Genomic DNA, 18,867 nt, shown 5'->3' with positions numbered 1-18,867 from the left:
TGGCTTTCCCCTCAATCCCCGCGCGCTTCGGCGGCTTCCACCGCGTGCATATAGGGCTTCAGCGCCAGCCAGGCCATCAGCAGGCCCAGCGGCCCGGCCACGCAGGCCAGCACCGCCATGGAATAACCCACGCCCTCTTCCCCGAACACATGATCGTTCAGCAGCCCGACGACCAGCGGGCCGAGGCCGTAGCCGAGGACATTGTAGATCGCTATGTAAAGCGCCGTGGTGGTGCCGCGCATCCGCCCCGGTGTCACCGCCTGGATTGCCGCATTGGCGGGGCCCGAGCCGAGCGAGCCGAGGAACAGAGAGACGCCCACCAGCGCAAAGGCCAGCGTGGCGTTGGGCACCAGCGGATAGAGGATCGCCACCGGGATCAGCGGGATGGTGACCAGCCACACCATCCGCATATTGGCATCCTTGTAGCCGGCCGCCGCCAGCCGGCTGGCGAGATAGCCGCCCAGCACCAGCCCGATAGGGGAGACGACCAGCGAGATGATGCCCAGCACCGGGCCCGGCTCACCCGGCGCATAGCCGAACTTGCGCTCGAAGAAGACCGGGCTCCACACCGCCACGCCGAAGCTCAGCATCGCCTTGATTCCATTGGCGAGGAACATGGGCACATAGGTCGCGCCGAGGTTCCATAGGAAGCGCAGCACGTCGGTGAAGCCGGGGGTGGCCGCGCCCGCCGCCTCCCGCCGGGGCGGCTCGGGAACGGTTGCCACCATCAGCAGCGCCCACAGCACGCCCGGCAGGCCCACCAGCACGAAGGTCATCTGCCAGGGCTTCAGCGTGCCCACCACCGGGAAGCTCTGCGGGCCGATGTCGGTCAGCCAGGTGATCAGCCAGCCGCCCACCAGCAGCGCCATGCCGCTGCCCGCCACCGTGCCGATGCCGATGACCGATATCGGCTGCGCCAGCTTGTCACGCGGGAACATGTCGCTGGCCATGGAATAGGTGCCGGGGGCGTTGCAGCTTTCGCCGATGCCCACGCACATGCGCGCCAGGGTGAGCTGCCAGAAATTCTGCGCCAGCCCGCAGGCCGCGGTCATCACGCTCCAGAAGAAGATCCCGAAGCCGACGATCCACTTGCGCGGGCCGCGATCGACCAGCCGCGCCACGGGAATGCCGGCCAGCACGTAGAACAGCACGAAGGCAAAGCCCACCAGCAGGCTCACCTGCGTATCCGAAACGCCGAGATCGGCCTTGATCGGGGTGATGAGCAGCGTCAGCAGCTGCCGGTCCAGATAGTTGAACATCAGCGCGATGGTGAAGATGAAGATCGCCCACCAGCTGCGCGCCGGCGACAGACCGGCCTGTGATTGTGCCATATGTCGTGTCTCTCCCTGCAGCCATTTGGCCCGAAAGGCGGGGCGGCGGCAAGGCCGCTGTGCATTTGATCTCGCGCAAGGACTTCCTCTCAAGGCCGCAGCATGGAGGCTCGACACAGAAGGAGAGACTCATGGCGGTGGCTGCATTGGCAAAACAGAAGCACGAGATTCCGGGCACGCAGCCCTTCGACGGGAATCTGGCGATGCGCGGCTTCGCGCTGAATGCCATGTGCTATTCCTTCAATGACGCGGCCAATCGCGATGCTTTCCGCGCGGACGAGGAAGGCTACATGGCCCGCTTCGATCTGACGGAGGAACAGAAGGGCGCCGTGCGCCGGCGCGACGTGCTCGCCATGCTGGAGGCGGGCGGCAACGTCTATTACCTCGCGAAGCTGGCCGGCATCTTCGGCCTCAATGTGCAGGATCTCGGCGCGCTGCAGACGGGCATGTCGGTGGAAGACTTCAAGGCCATGCTGCTTTCGCATGGCATCACCATTCGCGAGGGAGAATTGGCATGAGCACGATCTGCGGCGGCATCTTCACCAGCCATGTTCCCGGCATCGGCAATGCGATCGCGCGGGGCCTGCAGCAGGATCCCTACTGGAAGCCCTTCTTCGACGGGTTCGATCCAGTGCATGCTTGGCTGGCGCGCGAAAAGCCCGATGTGGCGGTGGTGTTCTACAACGATCACGGGCTGAACTTCTTCCTCGACAAGATGCCCACCTTCGCCATCGGCGCGGCAGAGGAATATCGCCACGAGGATGAAGGCTGGGGCCTCGCATTTCCCAAGCCTTTTCCGGGCATTCCCGCATTGTCCTGGCATATTATCGAGGAAGTGGTGGATTCCGAATTCGACCCGGTGATGTGCCAGAAGATGCTGGTGGATCATGCCGTGGCGGTGCCGTTCGAACTCGCCTGGCCGGATGCCGAAGCCTTCCCGGTGAAGCTGGTGCCGATCGCGATCAACACCGTGCAGCATCCGCTGCCGAGCCCCAAGCGCTGCCGCGACCTGGGCCTTGCCGTGGGCCGCGCCCTGCGCAGCTGGCAGGGCGACGAGAAGATCGTGGTGATGGGCACGGGCGGCCTGTCGCATCAGCTGGAAGGCCAGCGGGCAGGCCATCTGAACGTGGATTACGATCGGTTCTGCATGGATCATCTGGCGTCCGATCCCGATGCGCTGCTGCAGCATTCCACGCTGGAAATCGTGGAGCTGGCCGGCAGCCAGGGGGTTGAAATCCTCAACTGGATCGCCGCCCGCGCCGCGCTGGGTGATAATTGCCGCGAGCTTTCGCGCAATTATCACATCCCGATCTCCAACACGGCAGCCGCCACGCTGCTGCTGGAAAGCCGCGCTACCGTGGCGGCTTGAGGAGCGTGCAAACGGCCGGGGCGATCTTTGATCCGCATCAAGGACCGCCCCCGCCGTCTCCCCCATTCTAACGATCGTTAGTAAGGGAGAGGATCATGGTACATTTTCCGCAGGAGCAGCTGTATCAGGACGTGCTCCGGCTCGTCCGGCTCGAAGGGGATATCGCGGATCTGGAGGTGGAGGGTGAAGTGCCGGCCGAGCTGGACGGCGCCTTCTATCGCGTTCACCCCGATCCGCAGTTTCCGCCGCTCTACCCGCAGGACCAGTTCTTCAACGGTGACGGCATGGTCACCATGTTCCGCATCCGCGACGGCCGCATCGCCTTCCGCCAGCGGTATGCGCACACGGATAAGTGGAAGCTGGAGAATGCCGCGGGCCGCAGCCTGTTCGGTCAGTACCGCAATCCGCTGACCGACGATTCCGCGGTGGAGGGGCAGATCCGCGGCACGGCCAACACCAATGTGCTGGTCCACGCCGGCAAGCTGTTCGCCATGAAGGAGGACAGCCCCTGCCTGCTGATGGACAAGATCTCGCTGGAGACGGACGGCTACACCGATTTCAACGGGGAGCTGACCATCCCCACCTTCACCGCCCATCCGAAAATCGACCCCGTCACCGGCAATTTCTGCGGCTTCGGCTATGCCGTGGATGGCCCGCTGACCGAGGCATGCCAGTATTTCGAGCTGGACCCGGAAGGGCGCGTGGTGCGCAAGGCCGATTTTGCCGTGCCCTATTACACGATGCTGCACGATTTCTGCATCGCCGGCGATTACGCGGTGTTCAACGTCTCGCCCTATCACTCCGACTGGAAGACGCTGGAGCAGCACCGGCCGCATTTCTTCTATGACCGGGCGCTGCCCTTCTACCTCGGCGTGATGCGGCGCGATGGGGACGGCAGCGACATGCGCTGGTTCCGGCTGGAGCCGAGCGTATGCGGCTGCCATGTGATGAACGCCTTCCAGGACGGCACGAAGATCCATTTCGACCTGCCGATCAGCGACACCGGCAGCCTGCCGTTCTTTCCCGAGAAGGACGGGCGGCCGTTCAATCCGCAGGAGGCAATCACCCGGCTCCATCGCTTCACTGTCGATCTCGCTTCCAACAGCGACGAGATTACCAGCGTGGAGCCGATCGGCCGGATGCCGGGCGAGTTTCCGCGGATCGACGATCGCTTCGCCGGCCGGCCCTATCGCCACGGCTGGATGATCACCTATGATTTCGACAAGCCCTATCACGGCCCGCCCGGACCCTTCGCGGGAGTGATCAATTCGCTGACGCATTATGACCACCAGACGGGTCAGGAGCAGAGCTGGTGGTGCGGGCCGGACGGCGCGCTGCAGGAACCCTGCTTCATCCCGCGCTCGGCCGATGCGGCGGAGGGCGAAGGCTATCTGATCGCCCTGGTTGACGATCACGTCCGCAACTATTCGGATCTGTGCATCTTCGATGCGTTGAATGTGGCCGCCGGCCCGATCTGCCGTGCCCGGCTGCCGATCCGGCTGCGCCAGGGCCTGCATGGCAATTGGGCGGGGGCGGACAAGCTGGCTGCCTGAACCCGCACGAACTCTCCAGCCTGTGGGCGATGGTCGCGCGGCCATCGCCCATTTTTTGTGTCTGGTAGAGAGCGGGCGCTCAGACAGCCGAGCTGAAGCGGCGCGGCGAATGCTGGCGATAGGGATCGAAGGCGGCGGCAATGCTGCGGGCATAGGGCAGGCCGCGCGGCACGATTTCCAGCTCACCGGCGCCGGCCATGCACAGCCCGGCCTCGACATAGGGCGCCAGCCGGTCCCACGCTTCGCGCAAATAGCTGTCGCTCACCCGCGCGCGGCTTTGGCACAGCAGGGCCTCTATGATCGCGCCGCGCATCCGGTCGTCGGGAGAGCGCGCCTTGCCCAGCGTACCGGGAAGGCGCCCCTGCGAAAGAAGCATCCTGTAACGGCCCGAATTCTTCTCGTTCTGCACCAGCAGATCGGGAAAGCTGCTGATCGCCGAGGCGCCGAGGCCGATCAGCACCGGCGCCAGATCATCGGTGAAACCCTGGAAATTGCGCCGCAGCCGGCCGGACGTGGCCGCCTGCGCCAGCGGATCGCCGGGCAGGGCGAAGTGATCGAAGCCCACGGGAACATAGCCTTCGTTCACCAGCTGGCCGTGGCCCAGCGCGGCGAGCCGGAAGCGTTCGTAGCCATCGGGCAGGGCGCGCGCGTCGATCTGCTTCTGGCGCGGGATCAGATGCGGCACATGGGCATAGCCGAACAGCGCGATCCGATCGGCACCGAAGCGCGCGGCGAGGTCCAGCGTCTCGCGGAGGTCGCGATCGGTCTGGCCGGGCAGGCCGTACATCAGGTCGAAATTGAGCGAGGTAATGCCCGCCTCGCGCAGCAACCGGGTGCTGCGGTCGATCATGCACAGCGGCTGCACCCGGCCGATCGCTTCCTGCAGGCGGGGGGCGAAGGTCTGCACGCCCAGGCTGGCATGGGTGGCGCCGATCGCACGGATCACCGGCGCCCATTCAGGCGTCAGCGTGCGAGGATCGAGCTCGATCGAAATCGTCGGCGCGTCCAGCGGCAGATAGATGGTCAGCGCATCAAACAGGCGCACGAAATCGGTGGGCGCTATGGCATTGGGGCTGCCGCCGCCAAAGGCGATGCGGCGGATGCGGGTATTTTCGGGAAGCAAGCCCCCCACCAGGGCGATCTCGCTATGCAGCGCGTCGAGGTAGCTCGCCAGTCGCTGCCGGCGATTGGCGGCGCCCGTGTTGCAGCCGCAATACCAGCAGATCTTCTCGCAGAAGGGGATGTGAATGTAGAGCGAAACATCGCCCTCCGCACCCTGCAGCGCGCGCGCCTGATCTTCCGGGCCGATGTCGGGGCCGAACTCCGCCGCGGTGGGGAAGCTCGTATAGCGCGGCACCGGGGTCGCGAGCAGATCGGGATGATAGGACCACATGCAGCCCGTCTCGCAGAGTCGGCGGGGCGGGGCATTGCGCTCGATCAATGGGCGCGCCGGCCCCTGCCGCTCCGTAGATTTCCCAGGGTCCGCAGTTTGCGCCGGATCAATGTTCGCCGCCGCAGCCAGGCGCATCGGCATCTCACGCCGCAGAGATAAATGGGGGCCGCACAGGGCGGACCAGCGGCACGAGAAGGAAAGTACCATGCGCAAAGCACTCGCCATCGCCGCACTCGCCACCGCCGCCGGCCTTGCCTCTCCCGCAATGGCGCAGGACGCGCCGGGCAAGCTGCAGGTGAAGGTGCTCGGCTCCGCCGTCCTGCCCGATGGCAAGATCGACAAGGTGAAGCTGGATCTGGTCGGCCTGCCCGCCGGCACGCAGACCGAAGCGAACGACAATGTCGTGCCGACCGTGGCGATCGAATATTTCTTCACCCCCGCCATCTCGCTGGAGACGATCTGCTGCGTGACGCAGCATGATGTGGACGCGACGGCCGGCATTCCGGGGGCGGAACTGGTGTCCGATGCCAAGCTGGTGCCCGCCACCTTCACGCTGAAGTACCATCTCAACGCCGGCGGCATCTCCCCCTACGTGGGCGCCGGCCCGGCCTATTTCATCTGGATCGACGAGAAGCCGGGCAAGGCTGCCCGCGGCCTGGGTGCCGACAAGCTGAAGATGTCGGATGAGCTGGGCCTGGCGCTGCAGGCGGGTATCGACGTGCCGGTGAACAGCAAGGGCATGGTCGTCAGCCTCGATGCGAAGCGCTATTTCATCAACACCACGGCCAGCTGGTATGCGGATGGCACCAAGGTGATCGAGACCAAGCACAAGGTCGATCCCTGGGTGCTGAGCGCGGGCGTCGGCTTCCGCTTCTGATCAGCCTGCCAATGCTTCCAGCGCCGCGCGGTCACGAATGACGACCGCGCGGCGCGATGGAAGATCCACGATCCCTTCGCGCCTGAGCTGGGTGAACTGCCGGCTCACCGTCTCGATCGTCAGCCCCAGCACATCGGCCACCTGCTGGCGCGAGAAGGGCAGATCGAAGGCGTCGCGCATCCCGGACGGCGCCTCGCACCCCGGCTCGTTCAACCGTTCCGACATATCGAGCAGGAAGCTGGCGATCTTCTCGCTGGCGCTCTTGCGGCCGAGCAGCAGCATCCAGTGCCGCGTCCGGTCCAGCTCCGCCAGCGTGCGCTGCAGCAGCTTGTGCTCCAGCCCCGGGTGCTGATGGGCGAAGCCATCGAAATCCCCCCGCGAAAACACGCAGACATAGGCGTCCGTCAGCGCCGTCACTGAATGGCGGGTGGTCGCGCCGAAGGGCCGGCCGATGAAATCTGACGGATAGACCACGCCGACGATCTGCTCGCGCCCGTCCTCGGTGCTGGTGGAAAGCTTCAGCACGCCTTCGATCACATTGGCGACGAGAACGGAATCGTCCCCCTCCCAGATCAGCGGCTCGCTCGCCTTCAGGCGCCGTCGGCGGCCCATGCGGCTCAGCGCGGTGATCTCCCCGGAGTCGAGGGCGGAACAGATTGCCCGGTTTCGCACAACGCATGTGTCGCAGCTCGTCATGCCGCGCTGCCTAACAGAGCGGCGCAAAGCCGACAATCGGGCGAGCCGTGCGGCAGCGCGGGGCGGGGCGTTGGACCGAGGGCAAGCGCGGCCCCACGGCATAGGTGGTACTCCTTAGAAGAAGGCTAGGGGCCAATACTTAGTTGAAGGTTTCGTTTCGACAGACGTTTACATCAAGCCTTTGAATAAAAAAGGAGAATATAATTCACCAATTAGTACCAATATAATAAGTGGAATTACCTGTTGAGGGCTTTTGAGTTGACGGGAGTCTGGCCCTTTGGGATTAGTTGTTTAACGCAGGGGCGTAGATAATTCATTCGTCAATGATGGGTGTTTGCGTAAATATTGGGCTTAGTATTTGTTGCTGATTAGGGCGAATAGAGCTCCTCGTCATGCAGTGCAAGTGCAGCTCTTGGGGGAATATCGTGGCCGGTTTTATGGTTAGTCTGATTGAAGATGGGTCTTGTCTGCGGAGATACGTCGAAGCGGTTCGACCTCTTCCTTCGCTGTCGACTTGCACGACCCTTTACAGTGGTCGCTCGGCAGCGATCTCGCCCGCCCCAACAATGCTCACTGCATAACAGGAAATTGCACCGTGCTTTCGTATCTGCAGGGGGGGACGAGGAGCGGCCCCGCAACCAAAGGTTGTCGGTCGCGCATCCTCGCCCACACCGGATCGAACCTGGCGAGCGCATGTTTCGCGCTGGCGACGCTGACCGGCTCTCCGCTCGCCGCCCAGCTTCCGCCTGCGGGTGTCACTGCCGCGAGGGAGCCTTCTGATGCCGCGCTGGTCCAGGCGGATCATGACACCTGGTCGCTGGACCGGCTGATCGCTCAGGCCGCACAGACGAACCCGCAGGTGCTCGCGCAGAGCGATAATGCCCGGGCTTCCGCCTATGACGTGTCCGCCGCGCGGTGGGAGTATTTCCCGTCGCCCTCGATCGAGAGCGAGCGCGGACAGCATGGCTATGTGGTCACAGGAACGCTCACCCAGCCGGTCTGGACCTTCGGCCGGATCGGCGCGGGCGTGAAGGCAGCAAAGGCGCGCCTCTCGGTCGCCGAGGCCTCGATCGAGGCGACGCGCTACCAGATCGCGTTGCGGGTGATCGACAGCTATGGTCGGCTTCTCGCGGCGCACCTCGGGGCGCAGGTCTATGAGGGCGAGATCGCCCGCCTCGAACAGCTTGAGGGCATGATGGGCCGGCGGGTCGCCACCGGACTGTCTGCGCCGGTCGACCACAATCTCGTGCTCACGCGCCTGAGCCTCTCGCGCAACACATTGACCAATTATCGCGCGATCGAACAGTCGGCCGCCGAGGCTCTCAGCCAGTTGGTCGGTCTTCCCCTCGGCCCGGAGAACGTGGCCTATAGCGGGGAGGAGGCGGACGAGCCGCTGGAGTTCCCGCCGCAGGAACTGTTCGACCGCAGCATCGACACCAATCCGGCGCTGCTGAGGGCCGAAAAGGAGATCGGCGTGGCCAAGGCCGAGGCGCGGGTCGCGTCGACGGCGATCATGCCGACCATCTATGCGCGCGCCGAGCAGCGCTTCGCCGACGATCGCTACTACCCCTCCTCGCTGCCCGAAACCCGCGTGGTCGCCGGCGTGCGGTTCGCCTTCGGGGCGGGGCTGGGTGCGGTCGAGCGCATTCGGTCTTCGCAGGCGCTGGAAAGCGCGGCGCGCAACGCCCGCGATGCCTATCTGGCCGATCTGCAGGCCGAAGTCGCCGCGGACCTGGCGAACTGGCGCGCGGCAAGCAGCCTGGTGCGAGAGCTGAAGGTCAGCCGCACCGTGCAGCAGCAGACCTTCGAATCCTACAACCGCATGTTCCTCGCAGGGAAGCGCAGCTGGCTCGACGTTCTCAACGTCACCCGGGAGCAGACCGACATCGAACGCAGCCTCACGGATGCGCAGGTCCAGCTTCTGGTGGCGCGATACCGCCTGCGCCTGAAGGAAGGAGCTTTTCCGTGGAACTGATCGCAGCGCCAACCTCCGATGTCTCGCCTGATGGCGTGGCGGAAGAGGGGGCCTTCATCGCATCGCCGCCGCCGGCAACCCCGTTTGCCGACGGGGTGATCTGGCTGGGCGGGCGCCTGGCGACGGCGATGGAGTGCCAGGGAGGGCTCACCCGCCGGGATGGCCGCCGCGTGCGCGCCATGCTGAAGGCTACCGGCCCCGGCGAGGAAAGCCGCGTGGCGGCGCGAGCGGCGCTCTCGCTGTGCGAGACGCTGCGCCTCAGGCTGTCGCGCTGGCGGCGCCAGCCCGACGAGGCCGACCTGCCCATGATCGCGCTGGTGCCGGGGGCGGGATACCGGTTCGTCGCGAACCGGCGCGCTGACGGAACGTGGTTGTGCGAGGGGCCGAACGGCCGCGAGCGCATGCAGGACTGGCCGGAAGGGACCATGTTTGCCGGCGTCACGCGCCGTGCGGATGTCTCGCATCAGCGGACCGCCCGTGCCGTGTTCGACGAGATCATGCATGTGGACAGGCACTGGGTGGTGATGGCCGCGCTGGCATCCACTCTCGGCAGCATCCTGGTGCTGGCGACATCGCTCTATTCGATGCAGGTCTATGACCGGGTGATCGGCCAGGGCGGCGTTTCGACGCTTATCGTGCTGACCATCGGCACGGCGATCGCGATCAGCATCGAATTCGCGCTCAAGCTGGCTCGCTCGTCCATTGTCGACAAGGCAGTGCATCGGATCGACCTCGAGGCGGCTCAGAGCATCTTCCAGCGTATGCTCACCACCCGGCTGGACCAGTACCCCGCCAGCGTCGGCACGTTCGCCGCGCAGGTGCGCGGCTACGAGGGGGTTCGGGCATTCGTCGTTGCACGCAAGCTCTACCTGTTCACCGATGTGCCCTTCGCGCTGTTCTTCCTGGCGATCATCTTCCTGATCGGCGGCCCGTATGTGGCGGCGGTGCCGGCGGTGGCGTTCGTCGTGGCCGTGGCCGCTGGCCTGCGATCGCGCAGCGCCATCGAGGCCCATAGCGCGCGGGAAAATCTCGTCGGCAACCAGCGCTACGGCCTGCTCGTCGAAGCCATCCAGGGCGCGGAGTTTCTCAAGGCGAGCGGCGGCGAATGGCAGTTGCGCAATCGCTGGAACGACCTGTCTCGCCGCACTGCCGACGAAATGACCGAGATCCGCCACCTTAACGAGAAGGCCGGCTATATCTCCGGGCTGATCCAGCAAATCAGCTACGTCAGCATGGTCGCCACCGGCGCCTATCTGGCAGCGACGACTACGAGCCTGACTGTGGGCGCGATCATCGCCTGCTCGATCGTCTCGGGCCGCGTGCTGACGCCGGTGAACGCCATTCCCGGCCTGCTGGTGCAGGGCGCCAATGCCAAGGTCGCGCTCGAGAATCTCGAGCGGCTCTACGCTTCCGAGCAGGACAATGACGGGATCGAGGCTCCGCTCGTGCCGGAAAGCGTCCAGGGGCGCATCGAGGTCGCCAACCTGGAGTTTGCCTGGGCTTCCCAGCCGGTGCCGCTCAAGCTGCCGGCGCTGACCATCGCACCCGGTGAACGCGTCGGCATCCTGGGGGCGGTGGGATCGGGCAAGAGCACGTTGCTCAAGCTGCTCGCCGGCCTCGTCAAGCCGGAGCGCGGTCACGTCCTGCTCGACGGGCTGGATCTGCAGCATGTCGCAGGCGAAAGGCGCGCCGAACTGATCGGCTATCTGCCCCAGCAGGCCCGCATGATCAGCGGCACGCTGCGCGACAACCTCACCATGGGCCTTCCATACGTCAGCGACGACGAGATTGTCGCGGCGGTTCAAGCGACCGGCCTGGCCGGGTTCCTGGCGGGGCGGCCCGAGGGTGTGCACATGCGCATTGCCGAGGGTGGCAGCGGCCTCTCCGGCGGACAGCGTCAGCTTGTCGGGCTGACCCGGTTGCTGCTGGCACGCCCTCAGCTTTGGCTGCTCGACGAACCCACCTCCTCCATGGACGACGGCACCGAGGAGCGCTGCCTGGCCGCGCTGCGTGCCGCAGTTCAGCCGGGCCAGACGCTGGTGCTGGTCACGCACAAGCTGCGACTGCTCGAACTGATCGACCGGCTCATTGTGCTGACGCCCCAGGGCGTGGCGCTGGACGGTCCGCGCGACGCGGTGATCGAGCGGCTGCGGCAGGGGTCCCCTGCTCAGCCGGCGCCTGGGGCGCACCCCTCGGCCGCGGCCTCGGCTTCTCATGAAAGAAACATAGCATGAAGATGGATAACTCTCACGCGATGGTCGCCGGCCGCGGCAGCGTTCGAGAGCGCTTCGAGCGGCTCCCGCTGGGTCCCTCAGGCTGGTTCATCGTCATTACCGCGCTGGGCATTATCGCGCTGCTCGTCTGGGCCAGCGTTTCGCAGATCGACCAGCTGGCCCGGGCGCGTGGGCAGATCATCGCGCAGGCTCGCACCCAGGTCATCCAGGCGGCCGACAACGGTGTGCTGGCCGAGATGCGCGTCGAAGAAGGGCAGATGGTCCGCAAGGGCGAGCTGCTGGCGCTGATGGATCAGAGCCGCGCCTCGGCTGCCTATGATGACAGTCGCAACAAAGTGGCCGCTCTCAAGGCGACGCTCGCCCGACTGCGAGCAGAGGTTTACGGTGACGCGCTGGCGTTCCCGGCCGAACTCGACGCCTATCCCGCATTCCGCAAGAACCAGACCGAGCTGTTCGTCCGCCGACGCCAGGCCCTCAACGAGGGCATTGCCGCACTCGTCCAGAGCCGCCGTCTCGTTCAGGCGGAGCTCGACATCACCCAGCCGTTGTTGGCGGCGGGCGACGTCGGGCAGGCCGAGGTGATCCGGCTCAAGCGCGCGGTGGCTGAACTGGACGGGCAGATCGTCAACGCCCGCAACAAGTATTTCCAGGACGCCCAGACCGAGATGGCCAAGGCGGAGGAAGACCTCGCTACGCAGGAAGAGGCGCTGCGCGAACGCTCCGCAGTATTCGGCTATACCGAGCTGCGCGCCCCGCATGACGGGCAGATCACGAAGATCAACGTCACCACCCTGGGCGCTTCGGTGCAGGCGGGCGAGCCGATCCTCGAGATGCTGCCCACCACCAGCGAACTCATCGTGGAAGCGAAGCTCAACCCGGCAGACCTTGGGCCCGTCAAGCTCGGGCAACCCGCCCAGGTGAAGCTCGATGCCTATGATCCCAGCATCTACGGCAGCCTGCCCGGCGTGGTCTCCTACATCAGCCCGGATGCTCTCAGCGAGCGAGGACCGCAAGGCAACGAGACCTTTTACTACCGCGTCCACATCCGGCTGAAGGACGAAGGGATCCGGTCGGAGCGTGGGAAGACGATCAAGGTCAGCCCCGGCATGACCGCCACCGTGGAAGTCCGCACCAACAAGCGATCGGTGCTCACCTACCTCACCAAACCCATAACCAAGACACTCGACGAGGCGCTCGGGGAGCACTGACCCCAAGACGTCCGGCACGAAATATCAGGGAGCATAAGACATGACAAAGATGAACGAAACGGCGCCCGAACAGGCCCAGGAGAACGCCCAGGCCAACCTCGCCCAAGCCGCCAAGAGCGGTGGGCAGTCAGCCGAGCAGGCGGTTGCCGCTGCGGGAGAAGGTCGTGCGATGCCGCAGCAGTCTGCGCGCATGGTTGCGCAGGCCGAGGCACCCGCGAAGCTTTCGGCGAAGAAGGCGCGGGCCCACAAGATCAAGAAGGTGGACGAAGAGGACGCTGCGCAGGGTGGCGGACAGGAAGAAGCCGCGCAGGCCGACGGGGCGGAGCAGGCAGGGGGTGCTGGCGGCGGTGGCGGCGGCTTGTCCTGGCAGCCGGCCCTTTATATCCTCGGCGGCGCCGCTGCCATCGGCGGTGGAATCCTGGCGTTCGACGGCAACGGCGGTGACGGCGAGGATGTCCTCGGCGCGCCGAGCCTCATGCTCAAGACCGATACCGGCAGTTCCGCCAGCGATTTCATTACGCAGGACGGCACGATCAACGTGTCCGCCCTTGCCGGCACGAGCAGTTGGGAATATTCCACCAATGGCGGCGCAAGCTGGACCGCGGGTGCCGGCAGCAGCTTCACCCTGGCTGAAGGCAGCTATGCCGCCGGCGCCGTGCAGGTCCGTCAGAAGGACGCGACCGGCAAGGTCAGCGAAGTCGGCAAGATAGCTAATGCGATCGTGGTCGACAAAACCGCCGCCGCAGCGCCGGTGATCAACGCCGTGGCCGGCGATGATGTGGTCAACCAGGGCGAGACGCAGGCGCCCGTGACGGTCTCCGGCACCGCCGAAGCCGGCAGTAGCGTGAAGATCACCTGGGGTGCGACCACCAAGACAGTCACCGCAGGTGCCGACGGGAGCTGGTCCGCCAGCTTCGCCCCCGCCGAGCTTCCGGCCGACGGCGATTACAGCATCACCGCAAGCGCGACGGACGCGGCTGGCAACGCCTCCGCAACCGCGGCGCGGCCGGTGTCCATCGACAGCAGCAACTTCATCTCCGGGCATGTCTATGCCGGTCCGGTTATCGCCGGCATCGAAGTCATGGCTTACAAGGCCGATGGTACGCTCCTCGGCTCGGCGGTCACGGACGCCACCGGCGCCTTCACCATGGCGTTCAAGGGCTACACTGGTCTCGTGCTGTTCTCCGCAGTCGATCCGACGACCAACTCGCAAGGCTATCTCGACGAAGCCACCGGCACGCAGGCTGACATCGACGTGATGCTGCGCGCCGTGGCCACGGTGACGGCCGGCCAGGATGTCACGATCAACATCACGCCGCTCACCGAGGTCAGCACGCGCCTGATGTCTCCGGAGCTGGCGACGCAGGGCACGACCAACCTTGGCGGCGTGTCTTCCGAAGCGGTCGCAAACGCCAACGCCACCGTCGCCACGCTGTTCACCGATGGTGATGGGGCGTTGGTGGACCAGATGGTCAAGCTCGTGATCGACAGCGCCGGTGCGGACACGTCCGCCACTGCAAATGTCTATGGCGTCTATCTCGCTGCGCTGCAGGGCTGGGCACATCGGGAAAACCTTACCCTCGATCAGGCCATTCAGCAGATCGTGGACGCCATCACCTCCACTGCGAAGGGGGCCGACACGACGCTCGCTGACCTGGGGCAGGCGAATGGCAATTACTTGGCCCAGGTTCTGGTGGCCGGTTTCTCGGAAATCGTCCTGCACAACAGCGCGCTGGCGAATGCCGCCCTGCCGGTGACCCATCTGCAGGAGCTGGGCATGGTCGATGATCAGGCCGGCCCCGCCTTCGCGGCGCCCGCGGCGAGTGCGACTGTCCTGGAAAACGCTGCGGTTGGCACGCTGATCCACACCGCCGCTGCGTCGGACACTGCCGGTGCAGTGACGTATTCCCTGAACTGGGGAAGCGGGCCGAGCACCATGGCGTCGTACGACGTGGAGGATTTCTTCAGCATCAATCCTCAGACCGGCGTCGTTTCGCTGGTCGCGCCGCTGGATTACGAGACGGATCACACCTGGTACCTCGAAGTCACGGCGAAGGACTTCTGGGGTAACGAGAGCGTGCAGCAGCTGACGATCAACGTCGGCAACGTCAACGAAGCGCCGGTTCTGGACCACCCGCTCGTCGATCAGGTGGCTATCGCCGATCAGCCCTTCAGCTACGCTATCCCCGCCGGCGCTTTCTCGGACGTGGATGGCGACGCTCTCACCTACTCCGCCCAGGTGGTGGACGCGCAGGGGAATGTCTCTGCCTTGCCGAACTGGCTGACGGTGGATGCGCAAACCGGCCAGATCAGTTCCACTTCCGCCCAGGCGATGACGGATCCGATCACCATCCGGGTTACGGCCTCTGATGGTAGCCTGTCTGCCTCCGACGATTTCACCCTTTCGATCGCCAGCGCGCCGGTGGTCACCGGGATCACGGCGGACACGGCGATTGCGGCGGGCAGTTCGGCCGTGACGTTCACGGTCACCCTAAGCGAGGGCGTCAACTATTCCTCGAACTCGCTTCCCGAAGTGGTGCTCCGCGTCGTTGGCAACGGCGAGTACTTCCCCTTGGCGACGTTCGATGCGGCAGCCACGGCACAGCTGAACGATCCGACAAAGCTCGTTTTCACGGCGCAAATGCCCGTGACCGACTCCACGGAAGTGAGGGTGGCAGAGCTTCACTTCGCCGGTGTCACAGGCGTAAACTCCGGTGAGGAGGTCTCTCCTGCCTCAGGGCAGCTTGTTACCTACAACGCACTGCCGTTCGTTCTCGACAGCACGCCTCCGGTGCTGACGACATCGACCTTCACCGCCAACGAGAACGCCACTGCGGTCGCCACTCTCTCCGCCAGCGAAGCGGTTACCTGGATGCTGGCCCCGGGAGGAGACAGCGGTCTGTTTACGCTGAACTCTTCGGGTGTGCTGAGCTTTGCTGCGCCTCGTGACTATGAGACGCAGCCCCACAGCTACACGATCAATGTCATGATGGAGGATGTGGCCGGCAACCAGACGACCCAGGGCGTCACGGTGAACCTCGCCAATGTGAATGAAGCGCCGGTTCTGGCGCAGGCCCTGGCGGACCAGACGACGATTCAGGGGCAGGCGTTCAACTATACCGTTCCGTCGAACAGCTTCAGCGACGTGGACGGCGACACGCTGACGTACACGGCCCAACTGGTTGGTAGCGGGGGGGCTCTGTCGGCTCTGCCGTCGTGGCTGACCTTCGATGCGGCCACACACAGCTTCACGGCGTCGTCGGCTCCGGCCCTGGCAAGTCCTCTGACCGTGCGGGTTACTGCCTCCGACGGCAGCCTGTCGGTGTCGGATGACTTCACCGTGTCGCAGGCTTCGGTTCCGACCTTCTCTACGAACCTGACCAGTATCACCAATCTCGATGTTCGATCGAACCTGGTCTTCACTGGCAGTGAGAACGTCCATCTCACGAGCGTGGATGGGGTCTATGAGATCTCGGTCTCGAACGACGCAAACACCGCCGCGAAGGCCGGCTATTCCGGCACGATCGGCGAAACGATCAACAACACGCAGACGCTGATTGTCACCGTCAGCGGCGGTGTGGCCACGGCGACGTGGAATGGGAGCACGGTAAATCTCGCCGATGTGCTCACGATCTCCGGCAACAAGGCCATCATCAACCCGGTCTACGATCTCGACTTCTCGAACAATTATCACGTCGAGATCGATGCCGGGCTGTTTGTCGGCGACACGTCCGGCCTGGGGAATGCCAGCTACACGAGCGGCGCCTTCGCCACCGTCACCCCGGGCGCGAGCCTGGCGACCGCGGCAGCTTCTGTCATGATGAATGACAGCGGCACGTCCGTCGGAAGCCACAACTGGGTGGGCATCGACGGCATCGGCAACACTGCCGTCTCTGCCCCGACGTCGCTCGGCAGCCTGGGGTCGAGCAACATTGCTCTGGTCGCAACCGATCGGCAGCCCGGCGACGGAATCGGCACGTGGGATTTCTGGGCTCGCGCGACAAACTTCGGCGCTGACGATCTGGTGTATCTGGACAATCAGCAAAACGGCGTGCCGGGTTGGGACCTCGCCAACACCTACTTCCAGAGTGGCGACACCTTCCCGGACGACACCCGCGTCGACTTCGGCACCTACAATGGCGAAGCGCCTTTCCCGAACAGCAGCCAGTCGTTCCTCGATCTCGATATCGACGGCGCCTGGCGCGAGACACCGGCGGACGTGATGTCCCACTTCAACAGCCCGACGCCGCTGTTCGTGGGCGGATAACAGGAGCGGCCGGGGGCGAGTTCGCTCCCGGCCCTGCTGACTGGCGGTCTCTTAGGATCGACCGCGCCAATTTCAGGGGGTTACGACTATGGCAACGACTTCAAAATACATCGTCCTCGGGTCTGATGGCGACGGTTCGAGCTTTATCGATTACAAGCTGGACTACGGCACGCTGTCGCTGGACGGGCAGGATATCCAGTTTTTGGGGTCGTCGTTCGTCGACGCCCTGTTCGTGCGTCCCGGCGCTACCTATTCGCTCAGCACGGGCGGTGGCGCCGATCGCATCTATTTCGGGGGTTCGCTGGCTGACTACACGCTGACCCGCAGCGGGGCCACGCTGACCCTTTCGCGGACGGTCGGCGTAAAGGTGGAGACCGTGAACCTTGCGGGCGCCAATTCGGCAACCACGCCCGACGTGCTGGTTTTCGCGGATGGCGCGGCTGCTGCCAACGCCGTGTACAACCATGTCTCCAAGGGCGATCCCCTGCCGGTCCCGGCTGGTGAGACGTCCCTGAACCCCGCCGGCGCGGCAGCGCCAGGCGCTAATCTGTCTTCAACCGTGAAGGTCGTCTCTTTCGATGCGACCGGTGAAACCATCGCCCTCTCGGCTCCTGGGGTGAAGTTCCAGGTGCTCGGCAATGCGGGCACCGACGTCGTCTATGTCGCCGATGGCGCTACGGTAGACGCGACAGCGCTGGGCGGCGGAACCGACGTTGTCTATTTCCGTGGACACTGGAGCGATTACGCAAAGTCCGTCACCGGCACCCGCATGACGTTCACGCGGAACGTGGGCGACCATGTAGAGACGGTGATCGTCTCGGCAGGCGGCAACACGCTCAACGACCAGCTGGTGTTCGCCGATGGCGCTGTGCGCTCCCAGGTGGCGGGCAGTGCGGTTAAGCTCGACGCGAACGTCGCCTTGTCGGCCCTGTCGGGATACGACGCCGTAACGGTGACGCCGGGGCTGGACATCCGGCTGCAGTCCACTCTCGATGGCGTCACGGAACTCGATGTGCGGTCCAATCTGGTCTTCACGTCCAGTGAAACGCTCGCGCTGACGGCGGCCGACGGCACCTATCACATCTCGGTGGTCAATGATGCGAATTCGACCGCGAAGGCCGGATATTCGGGCACGCTCGGCGAAGCCGTCGATCATACGCAGACGCTGGAGGTGACCGTGGCGGGCGGCGTGGTGACCGCAAGCTGGAATGGCGTTGCGGTCAATCTGGCTGACGTGCTCACATTCTCCGACAACAAACTGACCATCAATCCCCTGTACGACCTCGATCTGTCGAACAACTACCACGTCGAGATCGACGCCGGCCTCATCGTCAGTGCGACCTCGGGCCTCACCAATGCGGCTTATGTGACGGGCGGCTTCTCCACGGTGACGCCCAATACGGTCGGCACGGGCGCCGCGCTCGTCACCGGCGCAACCCAGTCGTACATGATGGGGGCGGATGGCGCTCTGATGGCCAGCTACAAGTGGGTCGGCATCGATGGCGTAGGCAATACTGCGGTCGCAGCACCGACCTCGATCGGCAGCCTTTCCGGGGGAGGTATTGCGCTCGCCGCGACCGATCGCCAGGCGGGCAGCAACATCGGCACATGGGATTTCTGGGTCCGCGCCACCGACTTCGGCGCCGACGATTTCGTATATCTCGACAATCAGGAGAACGGCGTCGCCGGCTGGGATCTGGCCAACACTTATTTCCAGAGCGGCGACACATTCCCGAACGATACGCGCGTCGATTTCGGCACCTACAATGGTGCGGCGCCCTTTCCCAATAGCAGCCAATCGTATCTCGATTTGGACATCGGCGGCGGCTGGCGAGAGACGCCGGCTGATGTCGCCTCGTACCTCAACTCTACAACGCCTGTTTTTGCAGGCGGCTAGTAATAATACCTGCCTCATCTGAATGAAATTATTGAGACAAAGGCATTTAACATATTGCTTCGGGCAT

Annotated in this window: 11 protein-coding genes and 2 pseudogenes; 10 read left to right on the top strand and 3 right to left on the bottom strand. The window is 64.8% G+C overall.

Going from position 1 to position 18,867, the window contains the following annotated elements; genetic code table 11:
* Positions 1 to 11 precede the first annotated feature (11 nt).
* On the bottom strand, positions 12 to 1,331 hold the full coding sequence (locus AEB_RS15075; RefSeq protein ID WP_119083869.1) for a spinster family MFS transporter: 1,320 nt from the start codon (positions 1,329 to 1,331) through the stop codon (positions 12 to 14).
* A gap of 131 nt (positions 1,332 to 1,462) precedes the next feature.
* On the opposite strand from AEB_RS15075, the gene AEB_RS15070 reads away from it, so the two are divergent.
* The 3 genes from AEB_RS15070 to AEB_RS15060 all read left to right on the top strand — a co-directional run bounded on the left by AEB_RS15070 (position 1,463) and on the right by AEB_RS15060 (position 4,253).
* Positions 1,463 to 1,849, top strand: coding sequence for a protocatechuate 4,5-dioxygenase subunit alpha (locus tag AEB_RS15070; RefSeq protein WP_119083868.1), 387 nt, complete (start codon positions 1,463 to 1,465; stop codon positions 1,847 to 1,849).
* Positions 1,846 to 2,700: a class III extradiol dioxygenase family protein gene (locus AEB_RS15065; protein WP_119083867.1), complete on the top strand. Its 855-nt coding sequence runs from the start codon at positions 1,846 to 1,848 to the stop codon at positions 2,698 to 2,700. The genes AEB_RS15070 and AEB_RS15065 overlap by 4 nt, the downstream gene beginning before the upstream one ends.
* Positions 2,701 to 2,795: 95 nt before the next feature.
* Positions 2,796 to 4,253: a carotenoid oxygenase family protein gene (locus AEB_RS15060; protein ID WP_119083866.1), complete on the top strand. Its 1,458-nt coding sequence runs from the start codon at positions 2,796 to 2,798 to the stop codon at positions 4,251 to 4,253.
* A 79-nt stretch (positions 4,254 to 4,332) separates the two neighbouring features.
* Here the strand turns inward: AEB_RS15060 and hemN are convergent, their stop codons facing one another.
* Positions 4,333 to 5,646: an oxygen-independent coproporphyrinogen III oxidase gene (gene hemN, locus AEB_RS15055; RefSeq protein WP_119084678.1), complete on the bottom strand. Its 1,314-nt coding sequence runs from the start codon at positions 5,644 to 5,646 to the stop codon at positions 4,333 to 4,335.
* A 205-nt stretch (positions 5,647 to 5,851) separates the two neighbouring features.
* On the opposite strand from hemN, the gene AEB_RS15050 reads away from it, so the two are divergent.
* A complete protein-coding gene (locus AEB_RS15050) occupies positions 5,852 to 6,523 on the top strand; it encodes an OmpW/AlkL family protein (RefSeq protein WP_119083865.1) in 672 nt (223 codons plus the stop codon).
* Here AEB_RS15050 and AEB_RS15045 read toward each other — a convergent pair whose 3' ends face one another.
* The gene (locus AEB_RS15045; RefSeq protein ID WP_119083864.1) at positions 6,524 to 7,219 is read right to left on the bottom strand and encodes a Crp/Fnr family transcriptional regulator; all 696 of its coding nucleotides are present in this window, start codon (positions 7,217 to 7,219) and stop codon (positions 6,524 to 6,526) included.
* A 595-nt stretch (positions 7,220 to 7,814) separates the two neighbouring features.
* Between AEB_RS15045 and AEB_RS15040 the strand changes: the two genes are divergently transcribed.
* The 6 genes and pseudogenes from AEB_RS15040 to AEB_RS15020 all read left to right on the top strand — a co-directional run bounded on the left by AEB_RS15040 (position 7,815) and on the right by AEB_RS15020 (position 18,800).
* Positions 7,815 to 9,194, top strand: a complete 1,380-nt coding sequence (locus tag AEB_RS15040) for a TolC family protein (protein ID WP_172593122.1) — start codon at positions 7,815 to 7,817, stop codon at positions 9,192 to 9,194.
* 128 nt (positions 9,195 to 9,322) lie between these two features.
* Positions 9,323 to 10,444: pseudogene (locus AEB_RS18655) on the top strand (ABC transporter transmembrane domain-containing protein); the annotation flags it as partial.
* A gap of 288 nt (positions 10,445 to 10,732) precedes the next feature.
* Positions 10,733 to 11,428, top strand: a pseudogene (locus AEB_RS18650) (ATP-binding cassette domain-containing protein); the annotation flags it as partial.
* Positions 11,425 to 12,636: an HlyD family efflux transporter periplasmic adaptor subunit gene (locus AEB_RS15030; RefSeq protein WP_197714442.1), complete on the top strand. Its 1,212-nt coding sequence runs from the start codon at positions 11,425 to 11,427 to the stop codon at positions 12,634 to 12,636. The pseudogene AEB_RS18650 and the gene AEB_RS15030, both read left to right, overlap by 4 nt.
* A gap of 49 nt (positions 12,637 to 12,685) precedes the next feature.
* Complete coding sequence (locus tag AEB_RS15025; RefSeq protein ID WP_145985316.1) at positions 12,686 to 16,903, top strand: putative Ig domain-containing protein; 4,218 nt, start codon at positions 12,686 to 12,688, stop codon at positions 16,901 to 16,903.
* A gap of 88 nt (positions 16,904 to 16,991) precedes the next feature.
* Positions 16,992 to 18,800: a hypothetical protein gene (locus AEB_RS15020; protein WP_119083860.1), complete on the top strand. Its 1,809-nt coding sequence runs from the start codon at positions 16,992 to 16,994 to the stop codon at positions 18,798 to 18,800.
* Positions 18,801 to 18,867: the final 67 nt, after the last annotated feature.

Source organism: Altererythrobacter sp. B11 (genome assembly GCF_003569745.1).
In the GTDB taxonomy this organism is placed as follows: Bacteria; Pseudomonadota; Alphaproteobacteria; order Sphingomonadales; family Sphingomonadaceae; genus Croceibacterium_C.
Note: the sequence above shows the minus strand (reverse complement) of the source record. Positions and strands in the feature narration are given on the sequence as shown.